10 protein-coding genes are annotated in these 13514 nt (G+C 72.2%); 7 read left to right on the top strand and 3 right to left on the bottom strand.

Annotated features, from left to right (window positions below; all coding sequences use genetic code 11):
• From ACP4J0_RS28560 to ACP4J0_RS28575, 4 genes are all read left to right on the top strand, one after another.
• Positions 1–318: alpha-glucosidase C-terminal domain-containing protein (locus ACP4J0_RS28560; RefSeq protein ID WP_426601603.1), on the top strand; the 318-nt coding region annotated here is incomplete at its 5' end.
• Between the two features lie 28 nt (positions 319–346).
• Positions 347–1708, top strand: a complete 1362-nt coding sequence (locus tag ACP4J0_RS28565) for a maltokinase N-terminal cap-like domain-containing protein (RefSeq protein ID WP_426601604.1) — start codon at positions 347–349, stop codon at positions 1706–1708.
• Positions 1709–1711: 3 nt separating this feature from the next.
• Complete coding sequence (gene glgB / locus ACP4J0_RS28570; protein ID WP_426601605.1) at positions 1712–3934, top strand: 1,4-alpha-glucan branching protein GlgB; 2223 nt, start codon at positions 1712–1714, stop codon at positions 3932–3934.
• A gap of 108 nt (positions 3935–4042) precedes the next feature.
• Complete coding sequence (locus ACP4J0_RS28575; protein WP_426601606.1) at positions 4043–5134, top strand: glutamate--cysteine ligase 2; 1092 nt, start codon at positions 4043–4045, stop codon at positions 5132–5134.
• A gap of 37 nt (positions 5135–5171) precedes the next feature.
• Here ACP4J0_RS28575 and ACP4J0_RS28580 read toward each other — a convergent pair whose 3' ends face one another.
• Complete coding sequence (locus tag ACP4J0_RS28580; RefSeq protein WP_426601607.1) at positions 5172–5405, bottom strand: DUF6480 family protein; 234 nt, start codon at positions 5403–5405, stop codon at positions 5172–5174.
• 151 nt (positions 5406–5556) lie between these two features.
• Between ACP4J0_RS28580 and ACP4J0_RS28585 the strand changes: the two genes are divergently transcribed.
• Both ACP4J0_RS28585 and ACP4J0_RS28590 read left to right on the top strand, forming a co-directional pair.
• Positions 5557–7464 (top strand): AMP-dependent synthetase/ligase, encoded by a 1908-nt coding sequence (locus ACP4J0_RS28585; protein ID WP_426601608.1) that lies wholly within the window; start codon positions 5557–5559, stop codon positions 7462–7464.
• A 259-nt stretch (positions 7465–7723) separates the two neighbouring features.
• The gene (locus ACP4J0_RS28590) at positions 7724–8158 is read left to right on the top strand and encodes an ATP-binding protein (RefSeq protein ID WP_279562485.1); all 435 of its coding nucleotides are present in this window, start codon (positions 7724–7726) and stop codon (positions 8156–8158) included.
• 33 nt (positions 8159–8191) lie between these two features.
• Here ACP4J0_RS28590 and ACP4J0_RS28595 read toward each other — a convergent pair whose 3' ends face one another.
• Together ACP4J0_RS28595 and ACP4J0_RS28600 are read right to left on the bottom strand one after the other, a co-directional pair.
• Complete coding sequence (locus ACP4J0_RS28595) at positions 8192–8644, bottom strand: ATP-binding protein (RefSeq protein WP_426601609.1); 453 nt, start codon at positions 8642–8644, stop codon at positions 8192–8194.
• Positions 8645–8689: 45 nt separating this feature from the next.
• Positions 8690–9055 (bottom strand): PRC-barrel domain-containing protein, encoded by a 366-nt coding sequence (locus tag ACP4J0_RS28600; protein WP_426601674.1) that lies wholly within the window; start codon positions 9053–9055, stop codon positions 8690–8692.
• A gap of 379 nt (positions 9056–9434) precedes the next feature.
• Between ACP4J0_RS28600 and ACP4J0_RS28605 the strand changes: the two genes are divergently transcribed.
• Entirely contained in the window at positions 9435–13430 is a 3996-nt protein-coding gene (locus ACP4J0_RS28605) for a HAMP domain-containing protein (protein ID WP_426601610.1), read from the top strand.
• Positions 13431–13514 lie beyond the last annotated feature (84 nt).

The raw sequence follows: 13514 nt of genomic DNA on the forward strand, positions 1-13514 counted from the left end.
ATGATCGAGATCCGCAAGCAGAACCCCGCCTTCGGCCTCGGCACCTACACCGAACTGCCGTCCTCCAACCCCGCGGTGCTCGCCTTCCTGCGCGAGTACGAGGACGACCTGGTGCTGTGCGTGAACAACTTCGCGCGGTTCGCCCAGCCCACCGAACTCGACCTGCGCGAGTTCGCCGGACGCCATCCGGTCGAGCTGTTCGGCGGCGTCCGTTTCCCCGCCATCGGCGAACTGCCGTACCTGCTGACCCTCGGGGGCCACGGCTTCTACTGGTTCCGGCTCACCCGAGTCGCATCCCGCATCGGCCGCCGCGTGTGAGCGTGGGCCGAGGAAAGGACGCGTCACCATGCCGAAGACCGCACCCCTGCGCCCCAGACGCAGGCATCTCGCCGAGCCCATGGCGTCGCTCGGCGAACTGCTGCGTCAGTGGCTGCCGCGCCAGCGCTGGTTCGCCGGCAAGGACCGTCCCGTCGCCGAGCTCGGTCTGCTGTCGATGACCGAGCTCTTCCCGGGCTGTCTGCATCTCCTGGTCCACACCGGGCAGGGCCCCGTGCCCGCGCCGGGAGGCGCTCCCCCGGCCGGCGACTGCTACCAACTGCTGCTCGGCGTGCGCGAGCAGCCGTCGCCGCGTCTGGGCCGGGCACTCATCGGGCAGGTTCAGGACGGCCCGCTGGCCGGCCGGACGGTCTACGACGCGCTGCACGACCCCCGGGCGGCCCAGCTGCTCCTGGAACGGCTCAGGCGTCCCGGCAAGGCGGGACCGCTGCGCTTCGAGTCCGACCCCGCCCGGCCGGTGCCCGGCGGGCTCGTACCGCGGCTGCTGGACGCCGAGCAGTCCAACTCGTCGCTGATCTACGGCGACGAGTTCATCCTGAAGCTCTTCCGGCGCATCCAGCCCGGCGTCAATCCCGACCTGGAGGTGCCCGACGCGCTGGCCCGGCAGGGCTGCGGCCGGGTCCCCGCGCCGGTGGCGTGGATGCGTACGACCCATCCGTACGGGGCGACGCTCGGCGTGCTCCAGCCGTTCCTGCACGACGCGTCCGACGGCTGGACCCTCGCCCTGAACGCGCTGGCCGGCGGGGACGACTTCACCGTGCAGGCCCGCGAGCTCGGGCAGGCGATGGCCGACGTCCACCTCGCGCTGGCCTCCGCCTTCCCGGCCGGTGCCCCCGGGGAGAACGGCCGCACGGCGGCGGCGATGACCGAGCGGCTGACCGCCGCCGCGCACTGCGTACCGGCGCTGCAGCCCTTCGTGCCCGGGCTGCGGACGGCCTTCGCGGCACTGTCCACCTGCGACTCCGGGCCGCCGGCCCAGCGCATCCACGGCGACATGCACCTGGGCCAGGTGCTGCGGGCCGGCCGGGACTGGTTCGTCATCGACTTCGAGGGCGAGCCGTCCCGCCCGCTGTCCGAACGGCGCAGCGCCCACTCACCCGTGCGGGACATCGCGGGCATGCTCCGCTCCTTCGACTACGCCGCCCGGCAGCGCCGCCCGTGGCGCCCCGAATGGGCGCGCCGCTGCCGGGAGGCCTTCTGCGCGGGCTACGCCGCCCGCGCCGGGTGGGACCCCCGTAAGAAGCACGGCCTGCTGCGCGCCTACGAGACGGACCGCGCCGTGTATGAGGTGCTGTACGAGGCCCGGCACCGCCCCGACTGGCTTCCCGTACCCATGGCGGCGATCGAACGACTCGCCGTGAGAGGAGACTGACCCGTGGCCCTCCGCGACACCTCGCTCCCCGAGCCGTCCGGTCCCGTCCCGCCCACCCCCGGTGCGTGCGGAACCGCCCCGCCCCTCGACCCGACCGACCGAGGGCGCCTCCTGGCAGGCGCCCACCACGACCCGCACGCCCTGCTGGGCGCCCACCCGGTCCCGGGCGGCATCGCCTTCCGGGCGCTGCGCCCGTTCGCCCGCGAGGTGAGCGTGGTCGTCGACGGCGAGCGCCACGGCCTCGTGTCGGAGGAGGACGGCCTCTTCTCCGGTGTCCTGCCCTTGGCGGAGATCCCCGCGTACACCCTCGTCGTGACGTACGAGGCGGGCGAGCAGGAGACGCACGACCCGTACCGCTTCCTGCCCGCCCTCGGCGAGCTCGATCTGCACCTGATCTCCGAAGGCCGGCACGAGCAGCTGTGGCGGGCCCTCGGCGCGGAGCCGACGACCCACGAGGGTGTCACCGGCACCCGGTTCACGGTGTGGGCGCCGAACGCCCAGGGGGTGCGGGTCGCCACCGACTTCACCCACTGGGACGGCACCGCGTTCCCGATGCGCTCGCTCGGTTCGTCCGGGGTCTGGGAGCTGTTCCTGCCGGGCGTCGGCGAGGGCACCCGGTACAAGTTCGAGATCCACTCGCGTTACGGTCACCGGTTCCTCAAGGCCGACCCCATGGCCCGCGCGGCGGAGGAGCCGCCGAACACCGCGTCCGTGGTGACCGCGTCGGCGTACCAGTGGGGCGACGGCGAGTGGATGCGGACCCGCGCCGACACGCCCGTGCACGAGGCGCCGTTCTCGGTGTACGAGGTGCACCTGCCGTCCTGGCGGCCGGGGCTGACCTATCGCGAGCTGGCCGAGGAGCTGCCCGCGTACGTCCGGGACCTGGGCTTCACCCACGTCGAGCTGATGCCGGTCGCCGAGCACCCCTACGGCCCGTCCTGGGGCTACCAGGTCACCGGCTTCTACGCGCCGACCGCGCGCCTCGGCCCGCCCGACGACTTCCGGTACCTGGTCGACGCGCTGCACCGGGCGGGCATCGGCGTGATCATGGACTGGGTGCCGGCGCACTTCCCGAAGGACGACTGGGCGCTGGCCCGCTTCGACGGGGACCCGCTGTACGAGCCCGGGGACGAGCGGCGCGCGACCCATCCGGACTGGGGGACGTACACCTTCGACTTCGCGCGGACCGAGGTGCGCAACTTCCTCGTGGCGAACGCCGTGTACTGGTGCGAGGAGTTCCACATCGACGGGCTGCGCGTCGACGCGGTCGCCTCGATGCTCTACCTGGACTACTCGCGCGACTCCGGTCAGTGGGAGCCCAACCAGTACGGCGGCCGCGAGGACCTGGCGGCCATGGCGTTCCTCCAGGAGATGAACGCGACCGTCTACCGGCGCTGCCCCGGCGTGGTGACGATCGCCGAGGAGTCGACCGCGTGGGGCGGGGTGACCCGGCCCACCGACGCCGGCGGGCTCGGCTTCGGCCTGAAGTGGAACATGGGCTGGATGCACGACTCGCTGGAGTACGTCGCGCACGAGCCGGTGCACCGCAAGTACCACCACCACGAGATGACCTTCTCGATGGTCTACGCGTACAGCGAGAACTACTGCCTGCCGATCTCCCACGACGAGGTGGTGCACGGCAAGCAGGCGCTGGTGTCGAAGATGCCCGGCGACTGGTGGCAGCGGCGGGCGAACGTCCGCGCCTACCTCGGCTTCATGTGGGCGCACCCGGGCAAGCAGCTGCTGTTCATGGGGCAGGAGTTCGCCCAGGGCGCCGAGTGGTCGGAGAAGCAGGGACCGGAGTGGTGGCTGCTCGACGAGGGGTACCACTCGGCGGGCGACCACCGCGGCATCCAGGACCTGGTGCGCGAACTCAACACCCGCTACCGGCGGACCCCGGCCCTGTGGCGGCGCGACACCGATCCGGCCGGCTTCCGGTGGGTCGCCGTGGACGCGGCCGAGGACAACGTCTTCGCGTTCCTGCGGTTCGACACGGACGGCACCCCGCTGCTGGCGGTGTCGAACTTCTCCCCGGTCGTCCGGCACGACTACGGGCTCGCGGTGGGCGACGACGTCACCGCCTGGCAGGAGGTCCTCAACACCGACGCCGCGGAGTACGGCGGCTCCGGGGTGACCGGCTCCGACCCGGTCAAACCGGAGGACGGGAGCATCCGGATCACGCTCCCGCCGCTGGCCACGGTGTGGCTGATGCCGTACGCCCGGTGAGGCGCGGCGGCCGGCCAGGTGTCCGGCCGCTCTCCCGGGGCAGTCGGTGGTCCTGGCGACCGCGAAGACCTCGTCGCCGGGGCCGGGCCCACAGAAAGGCGGCATCACGTGCGCACCGTCGGAGTGGAGGAGGAACTCCTCCTGGTCGACCCCGAGACCGGCGAGCCGCGGGCGCTGTCCGCCGCCGTGCTCGCCCACGTCCTGCTCGACGATGCCGGACAGGACGTGTTCGAGAAGGAACTGCACGAGCAGATGCTCGAGTTCGCCACTCATCCGCAGGCGGACATGGGGCGTCTGCACGCGGAGATCGTCCGCTGCCGCGGGGAGGCCGGGCGGCACGCCGGAGAGATCGGATGTGCCGTGGCGGCGCTCGCCACGTCGCCGCTGCCGGTCAGCCCCTCCGTCGGAATGAACCGCCGCTACCGGTGGATGGCGGACCAGTACGGCGTCGTGGTCCACGAACAGCTCGTCCTCGGCTGCCACGTGCACGTTTCCGTGGAGTCCGACGAGGAGGGCGTCGCGGTGATCGACCGGGTGCGGCCCTGGCTGCCGGTGCTCGCCGCGCTGAGCGCCAACTCCCCCTTCTGGCAGGGCCGGGACTCGGCCTACAGCAGTTATCGCAGCCGGGTCTGGCAGCGCTGGCCGTCGGCCGGTCCGACGGAGCTGTTCGGTTCGGCGGAGACCTATCACCGCCGGGTCGCGGACATGCTCGCCACCGGCACGATCCTCGACGAGGGGATGATCTATTTCGACGTCCGGCTGTCCCAGCGGTACCCGACGGTCGAGTTCCGGGTCGCGGACGTCTGCCTGGACGCCGGAACGGCCGTCGTCGTCGCCGCCCTCGCCCGCGCGCTGGTGGAAACGGCCGCACGTGAGTGGCGGGAGGGCAGGGAGCCGGCCGGGCACAGTGTGAGCCTGCTGCGTCTCGCCGCCTGGCGGGCGGCCCGGTCCGGGCTGACGGAGGAACTGCTGCATCCCGCGACGATGCGGCGGATGCCGGCCGAAACGGTCGTACGGGCCCTGCTGGACCACGTCGGGGAGGCGCTGGCCGCCGACGGCGACCTCGACCGGGTACGGGACGGCGCCGCCGAGCTGCTGCGGCACGGCAACGGGGCGCGGGTGCAGCGCGAGCTGCTGGAGCGCACCGGCAGCCTGCGGGACGTCGTCACCGAGTGCGTACGCCGCACGCAGACGGCCTGAGACGCCCCTGCGGAGGCCTGCGGCTCCTCGCCCGCGTTCAGAGCATCAGGACCAGTGCGTAGCCGAGGAAGCCGGCCGCGATGAGCGCCACGAGAACGAGGATCACCGTCAGGGGTGCCTTGGCCCACCCCTTGGGCGGGTTGTTCCCCTCCCACGGGCCCGCCTCGGACATGCTGCTCTCCCCCGGCGGGGTCTCGCCGGGCGGTACGCCGCCTCCCGGCTCCAGTCCGGTGCTGCGTTCGGGTTCCGGGTCCGGATTCGTGTGAGTCATGCCCTACGAGTCCCCCGATCCGCCGAGATCACCGGGTGGGAACACTTCTGCCGTCCCGGCCCCCCGCGACCATCGCCTCGGCTAGATTCAGCACCGCCGATAACGGTGCTCGTCGGCGGTGTCACCGTCCGTACATGTCAGGAGCCAGCGCATGCGCGACCCCGCTCCCGCTCCCCGGGCCGCCGGGCCCCTGACGGGCGGGCTCGCCGACAGCCTCTTCGAGACGGCCGCACGCACGCCGGCCCTGCCGATGCTGGCCCGCCGTCCCACGCCGGACTCCCCCGTCTGGCAGGAGGTGACGGCCGCGGAGTTCCGCGACGAGGTGGTCGACGTCGCCAAGGGCCTGATCGCGTGCGGGATCTCGCCGGGCGACCGGGTGGCGATCCTGGCGCGGACCCGGTACGAGTGGACGGTCTTCAGTTACGCGCTGTGGACGGTGGGCGCCGAGGTCGTGCCGATCTATCCGACCTCCTCGCGCGACCAGGTCGAGTGGATCCTGCGGGATTCGGGCTGCGTCGCCGTGGTGGTCGAGGACGAGCAGAGTGTGATGACCGTCGGCTCGGTGTGCGCCTCGCTGCCGACGCTGCGCCATGTCTGGCAACTGGACGCGGGCGCGGTGGACACACTGGTGGCGCGCGGCGCGTGCCTCCCGTCCGCCGGCGTCGACTCCATGCGCCGCATCGTGCTGCCGGACTCCACGGCGGTCGTCGCCTACACCTCGGGCACCTCCGGCCGCGCCAGGGGCTGCGCGCTGAGCCACCGCAGTCTGGCCGGCCCGTGCGACACCCTGCTCGCGGGCTGGGGCAGCACGGTGGCGCCCCCGGGTGAGCAGGGCGCCGTCCTCGCCTTCCTGCCCTTCTCCCACGTGTACGGGCTGATGATCCAGAACCTGTGCGTCCGGGGCGGACTGCTCATGGCGCACGAGCCCGCGATGTCCCAGGAGGCGCTGGCCTCGGCCCTGCGCTCCTTCCGCCCGACGTACTTCTACGCCGTCCCGTCGGTCCTGGAGAAGCTCTACAAGAACTTCCTGCGCGCCGCCCAGCAGGCGGGCCGCGGGGCGCTGTTCGAGCGGGCCGCCGACACGGCGCGGGACTTCGCCGCCGCGCTGGAGCGCCATCGGCTGGGCAGGGGGCCGGGCCCCGGGTTCGACCTCCGCCTCCAGCACGCCCTGTACGAGCGGACGGTCTACCGCCGGCTGCGGAACGCGCTGGGCGGCCGGGTGCACCGCGCGACGTCCGGTGGTTCGCCGCTCAGCCGCGAGCTGTCCCTGTTCTACGAGGGCATCGGCATCTACGTCCACGACGGCTACGGCCTCACCGAGACCAGCGGCGGGCTGACGATGCAGCCGCTGGGCCGGGAGAAGTCCGGCACCGTCGGGCAGCCCCTGCCCGGCATGGAGGTCCGGGTGGCCGACGACGGGGAGATCCTGGTGCGCGGTCCGTCACTGTTCCAGGGGTACGTCGGTGACGAGGCCGCCACCCATGAGGTGCTGCGGGACGGCTGGCTGGCCACCGGCGACCTGGGGCATCTGGACGACGAGAACTATCTGGCGATCACCGGGCGCAAGAAGGACGTCATCATCACCAGCGGCGGCAAGAGCGTGGCTCCGGCCGCCCTGGAAGAGCGGCTGCGCATGCACCCGCTCGTCCACCAGGCGGTGGTCGTGGGCGACAACCGGCCCTGCGTCGGCGCCCTGATCACACTCGACCCGGAGTTCCTGACGCACTGGCGGGCGGGCCTGGCCCTGCAGGGCGACGCCCCGGCCCGGGAGGCACGGGAGGAGAACGCGCTGCGGGAAGAGGTCGCGCGGGCCGTCGCCGCGGCCAACAGCGCCGTGTCGCGCTCGGAGTCCATCCGGGTCTTCCGGGTACTGCCCGATCCGTTCGACGTGGCGGGCGGGCTCCTCACGCCGTCGATGAAACTCCGGCGGGACGAGATCACAAGGACCTATGCCTTCGAGATCGACGCGATGTACGAGGCCCGCTCGCACCGTCGGCCGCGGAGGGTCCCGGAGGAGCAGGCCGGCTGGGAGGACTCGGACAACGTGTTCCTCCGGTGACCGGGCGAGCCCGCGACGGTGCGCGGGCTCGCCCGGTGGAGTACGCCGAGCCCGCGCACTCGCCGTTCGGCGTGCCGGCCGAAGGCGGTGCGCGCCGGGGCCGGGAACGCGCCCCAGGGGTCACGGCCCCGTCACCCCTGGCCACCTCGGCCCGGCCCGGCATACCGAGGCGCGTAGGCTCGGCCGGCACGGGAACTAACAAACGAAGGGAAAGCGAAGAAGGGACAACGCCCGGCGGATGCCGGGCCGGGAAGGCGCAATGGCAGCCGAGTCGCGTTGGGACAGGACACTGGCTTCCGAGGAGATCACGAACCGCACCGCCAGCTTCACCGGGGAGCTGCACAATGTGACCGGTGCGCGCCTGGTCGCGGAGGAATTCCTCTACGACCTGGCCCGTGCGTCACCACCCTCGCAGCCCGAGCACTGGGACGACATACTCCTCGTCGTCACGGAGCTGGCGGCGAACGCGGTGCAGTACGCTCCGGGGCCGTTCCAGCTGCGGCTGCGCCGTACCTTCGACGGCGTGCACGTGGTGATGCACGACTCCAGTACGACCGAACCCGCGCCGCGCCCCTTCCATCCGAGCAGCGGTGGCGGCGGCATCGGCTGGCATCTCATCCACACCCTGTCCGACCAGGTGAGCGTCGTCACCGGCGAGCGGGGCAAGGACATCCACGTCTTCCTGCCCTGGTGACGGCCCTGGTGACGGCCATGGTGACGGCCCTGCTCACGGCGCGCCCGCGTCGCGCAGGGGCACCAGCACGCTGATCGTCTTGCCGCCCCCCGAGTGCCGGTCGACGTCGATCTCGCGTGCCAGGCGGGCGACCAGCGGCCAGCCGTAGCCGTTCCCGTGGTGCCTGGTGGGGAACGCGTACGCGGCCCGGGGCACCACCGCGCTGTTGTCGTGGACGGCGATCCACACGCCTTCGGCCGTGGGCCGGACCTCGAAACCCGCCAGACCGTCTCCGTGCCGGATCGCGTTGGTGACCAACTCCGAGACCACGAGCAGCAGGTCGATGACGTCCTCCTCCCGCACCCCGCGGCCCGACCCCCATCGCGTGCGCGCCACCGCCTCCGCGTACGCACGCGCCGTCGCCGCGCCGGTGACGGCGCCCGGTCCCGGTACGCGGGACGACGCGACGCCGGTCGGGGCCGTGGTGATCCGGTCGGTTGATTCCATGTCAGTGGTGTCCCTGGTGTTCGCCGTGCTGTGATCACAACCGGGTCAGTCCGCGGAGGTCTCCCGGGGCGGCAGCCGGTGGTAGTAGTCGCCGACGGACGCCAGGTACTCCCGGTCCATCGTCTCGCTGTCGGTCCGGAACCGGGGCGCGGCCTTGACCTCCGCCCTGGTGCAGCCCACCGTGACCGTACGGGCCTCGGTGTCGACGCCCCTGACCATGCCGACGGGCACGAGCACGCTCCGGCCGAAGACCCAGACGCCGGTGTCGACGACCAGGTGCCGCATGCCGAAGTGTTCGGCCTGCCGGTCCACGTGACCGATGGTGCCGTCGCTCGCGACGACGGTGCAGCCCGTCAGGTCCTGTCCCCGCACGTGACCGCTGCCCTCCGCATACGACCAGATGCTCTCCATCGGCACGCTGTCCCTTCCCTCCCACGTCGGTGACGACTGTGGGGCCGGGCGGACGCCACGGGCCGGACCGGCTCCTACAGCAGCAGATACCCGGCCCGGGCCACCGCATTCGGACGCCGCGGGCCGATCGGCGGGGAAATCGGCCGGGCCCCGGCCGGGCCCGCACGCACGGCATGATCCGTACGGGGCCGCGCTCCACCGGGTGAGGCCCCGCTTTGTCCGCACCCGGGACCTGGGTTAGCCTCTGACGTATTTTTCTCATTGGGCGGATCCGTGAACTGCGGAAAAGCACGCACAACAGGCCGGACCGCCCGACCGGTCCGGAGGGGTTCCGAGTCCTCGTCGCCGAGGGCTCCTGGGGAGCGGAACGAGGGTGCGCATGACCAGCGACAGCACCGGGGCCGTCGACGCGGTTCCGGGCGACCAGGAGTTGCGCCGCCTCCTCGCGGGCCTGACGGCCGTGCGGGACGGCGACTTCGGCACGCGTCTGCCGGACGAGGCGGACGGTCTGATGGGCGACATCGCCAAGGTCTTCAACGGCATGGTGGACCAGCTGTCCGTGTTCACCTCCGAGGTCACCCGGGTGGCCCGCGAGGTCGGCACCGAGGGGACCCTCGGCGGTCAGGCGCGGGTGCCGGGCGTCTCGGGCACCTGGGCCGACCTGACGGACTCGGTCAACGCCATGGCGGGGAACCTCACCACCCAGGTCCGTGACATCGCCCAGGTCGCCACGGCGGTGGCCAAGGGCGACCTGTCGCAGAAGATCGACGTGGACGCCCGCGGCGAGATCCTCGAACTCAAGAACACCATCAACACGATGGTCGACCAGCTCTCCGCCTTCGCCGACGAGGTCACCCGCGTCGCCCGCGAGGTCGGCACCGACGGGCGGCTCGGCGGCCAGGCCGACGTCCAGGGTGTCCGGGGCACCTGGCGCGACCTCACCGACTCGGTGAACTTCATGGCGGGCAACCTGACCAGCCAGGTCCGCAACGTCGCCCAGGTGGCGACCGCCGTGGCCAAGGGCGACCTGTCGCAGAAGATCACCGTGGACGCCCGCGGCGAGATGCTCGAACTCAAGAACACCATCAACACGATGGTCGACCAGCTCTCCGCCTTCGCCGACGAGGTCACCCGCGTCGCCCGCGAGGTCGGCACCGAGGGCAACCTGGGCGGCCGCGCCCAGGTGCGCGGTGTGTCGGGCACCTGGAAGGACCTCACCGACAACGTCAACTCCATGGCCAACAACCTCACCGGCCAGGTCCGCTCCATCACGCAGGTCGCCACCGCCGTGGCGCGCGGCGACCTGTCGCAGCGGATCACGGTCGAGGCCAAGGGCGAGGTCGCGGCGCTGGCCGACGTCATCAACACGATGGTCGACACGCTCTCCGCGTTCGCCGACGAGGTCACCCGGGTGGCCCGCGAGGTCGGCACCGAGGGCAGGCTCGGCGGCCAGGCGCACGTGCCGAACGTCGCCGGGACCTGGAAGGACCTCACCGACAACGTCAACTCCATGGCCAACAACCTCACCGGCCAGGTGCGCAACATCGCGCTGGTGACGACCGCCGTGGCCCGGGGCGACCTGTCGAAGAAGATCGACGTCGACGCGCGCGGCGAGATCCTGGAGCTCAAGACGACGATCAACACGATGGTCGACCAGCTCTCCGCCTTCGCCGACGAGGTCACCCGCGTGGCCCGCGAGGTCGGCACCGAGGGCAGGCTCGGCGGCCAGGCCGAGGTGGAGGGCGTCTCCGGCACCTGGAAGCGCCTCACGGAGAACGTCAACGAGCTGGCCGGCAACCTCACCCGCCAGGTCCGCGCGATCGCCGGGGTGACCTCCGCCGTGGCCGAGGGCGATCTGACCCGTTCCATCAACGTGGAGGCGTCCGGCGAGGTCGCCGAGCTCAAGGACAACATCAACTCCATGGTGGAGTCCCTGCGCGAGACCACGCGGGCCAACCAGGAGCAGGACTGGCTCAAGAGCAACCTCGCCCGGATCTCCGGCCTGATGCAGGGGCACCGGGACCTGCCCGTGGTCGCCGAGTTGATCATGGACGAGCTGGTGCCGCTGGTGTCGGCCCAGTACGGCGCGTTCTACCTCGCCGAGGACGGCGACGAGGGGCCCGAGCTGCGACTCGTCGGCTCCTACGGCTACCCCGGCGACGCGGGCAGGCCCACCCGCATCGCCTTCGGCCGCACCCTGGTCGGCCAGGCCGCGCGCAGCCGGCGCACCATCGTGGTGGACGAGCTGCCACCGGGCTACGTGACCATCTCCTCCGGGCTCGGCGAGGTGGTGCCGGCCGCTCTGGTGCTGGTGCCCATCGTGGTCGAGGGGCAGGTCCTCGGCGTGATCGAGCTGGCGTCGGTGACCGCGTTCACGCAGGTCCACCGGGACTTCCTGGACATGCTGATGGAGACCATCGGCGTCAACGTCAACACGATCGTGGCCAACGCCCGTACCGACGAGCTCCTCGCCGAGTCGCAGCGCCTGACCGCGGAGCTCCAGGCCCGCTCGGCGGAGCTCCAGGTGCAGCAGGAGGAACTGCAGCGCTCCAACGCCGAGCTGGGGGACAAGGCGTCCCTGCTGGCGACCCAGAACCGGGACATCGAGGCGAAGAACCTGCAGATCGAGCAGGCGCGGCAGGAGCTGGAGGCCCGCGCCCAGCAGCTGTCGCTGGCCTCGAAGTACAAGTCGGAGTTCCTGGCCAACATGAGCCACGAACTGCGCACCCCGCTCAACAGCCTGCTCATCCTCGCCCAGCTGCTCGCCCAGAACCCGTCGCGCAACCTCACCCCGAAGCAGGTCGAGTACGCGGGCATCATCCACTCCGCGGGCTCGGACCTGCTCCAGCTGATCAACGACATCCTGGACCTGTCGAAGGTCGAGGCCGGGAAGATGGACGTCTCCCCCGAGCGCGTGACCCTGCGGCAGCTCATCGAGTACGTCGAGGCGACGTTCCGGCCCATGACGACGCAGAAGGGCCTGGAGTTCGCGGTGACGACGGCGCCCGGGGCGCCGGCGGACCTGCTGACCGACGACTCCCGGCTGCGTCAGGTGCTGCGCAACCTGCTGTCCAACGCGGTGAAGTTCACCGAGCGGGGCCGGGTGGAACTGGCCGTCGAACCGGCGCCGGACGAGGAGGTGCCCAGAGGGGTGATCCGGGGTGGTGCCGTGGTGGCCTTCCGGGTGAAGGACACGGGCATCGGCATCCCCGAGCAGAACCTGGAGTCGGTCTTCGGCGCCTTCCAGCAGGCGGACGGCACGACGAGCCGCAAGTACGGCGGCACCGGGCTCGGCCTGTCCATCACCCGGGAGATCGCCCAGCTGCTCGGCGGCGCCGTCACCGTGGACAGCACGCCCGACCGGGGCAGCACGTTCACGCTGTTCCTGCCGGTGGCCCGGCCCGACTTCGAGGAGCTGCTCGAGCGGGGCGCGGAGCACGCCCCGGCCGAGTCGGCCGCCGACGTCCTCGCCCGCCCGGCGCCGGCACCCGAGTTCACGGGCGGCCACCGGCAGCGCCCGCGTCGGCTGCTCGTCGTGGAGGAGCGTCCGCGGGGTCTGCTGACCCTCGTCGCGGAGAGCGTGATCGCCGACCTGACGCACGGGCAGGACGACGCGGGCGACCGGCCGCCGCTCGACGTCATCACGGCCGTGGGGGCGCAGGAGGCCGCCGGTGCGCTGGCGGCCGAGCCGTGCCACTGCGTCGTGCTGGAGCTGGGCATGCCGGACGCCGAGGCGTCCCGCTTCCTCCAGGCCCTGCGGGGCGACTCGGCGCTGGCGAGCGTGCCGGTGCTCGTGCACAGCGGTCACCGGACGGACGCCGCGCTGGAGGAGAGCCTGCGCTCCGGCGCTCGGGGCGGGGCGCTGGAGTTCCTGTCCAGCCTCGACGAACTGCGGGAGCGCATCGCCCTGCACCTGGCCGCCGAGGAACCCGGGGACGTACTCTCCCTGGTCCGGACCGAGGAGCCGCAGCACCTGGCCCCGGACGCCGTGGACGACTCGCCGGCCGGGCGCACCGTCCTCGTCGTCGACGACGACGCGCGCAACCTCTTCGCGCTCAGCGGGATCCTGGAGCTCCACGGCTTCCGGGTCCTGCACGCGGAGAACGGGCGCCGGGGCATCGAGACGCTCGTGGACCACCCGGAGGTCGCACTCGTCCTGATGGACGTGATGATGCCGGAGATGGACGGCTACACGGCGACGGCCGAGATCCGGCGGATGCCGCGGTACGCCGAGCTGCCGATCATCGCGGTCACGGCGAAGGCGATGCCCGGCGACCGGGAGAAGAGCCTCGCCTCGGGCGCCAGCGACTACGTCACCAAGCCCGTCGACACCCAGGACCTCATCGCCTGCGTCCGACGGTGGCTGCCGGCATGAGCGCACCGGCTCCCGTCCCGTACACCGGTGGGCCGGGCGGTGCGCGGCGTGTCCCGCCGCGGTCCGCGGCGGTCTCCAGCCGAG

Source organism: Streptomyces sp. WG7, from assembly GCF_049975785.1.
Taxonomy (GTDB): Bacteria; Actinomycetota; Actinomycetes; order Streptomycetales; family Streptomycetaceae; genus Streptomyces.

Excerpts from the sequence above, each read along its gene's own strand:
- ACP4J0_RS28565 (WP_426601604.1), top strand. The coding sequence starts at position 347 with ATGCCGAAGACCGCACCCCTGCGCCCCAGACGCAGGCATCTCGCCGAG.
- ACP4J0_RS28580 (WP_426601607.1), bottom strand. The coding sequence starts at position 5,405 with ATGACTCACACGAATCCGGACCCGGAACCCGAACGCAGCACCGGACTG.
- ACP4J0_RS28585 (WP_426601608.1), top strand. The coding sequence starts at position 5,557 with ATGCGCGACCCCGCTCCCGCTCCCCGGGCCGCCGGGCCCCTGACGGGC.
- ACP4J0_RS28590 (WP_279562485.1), top strand. The coding sequence starts at position 7,724 with ATGGCAGCCGAGTCGCGTTGGGACAGGACACTGGCTTCCGAGGAGATC.
- ACP4J0_RS28595 (WP_426601609.1), bottom strand. The coding sequence starts at position 8,644 with ATGGAATCAACCGACCGGATCACCACGGCCCCGACCGGCGTCGCGTCG.
- ACP4J0_RS28600 (WP_426601674.1), bottom strand. The coding sequence starts at position 9,055 with ATGGAGAGCATCTGGTCGTATGCGGAGGGCAGCGGTCACGTGCGGGGA.
- ACP4J0_RS28605 (WP_426601610.1), top strand. The coding sequence starts at position 9,435 with ATGACCAGCGACAGCACCGGGGCCGTCGACGCGGTTCCGGGCGACCAG.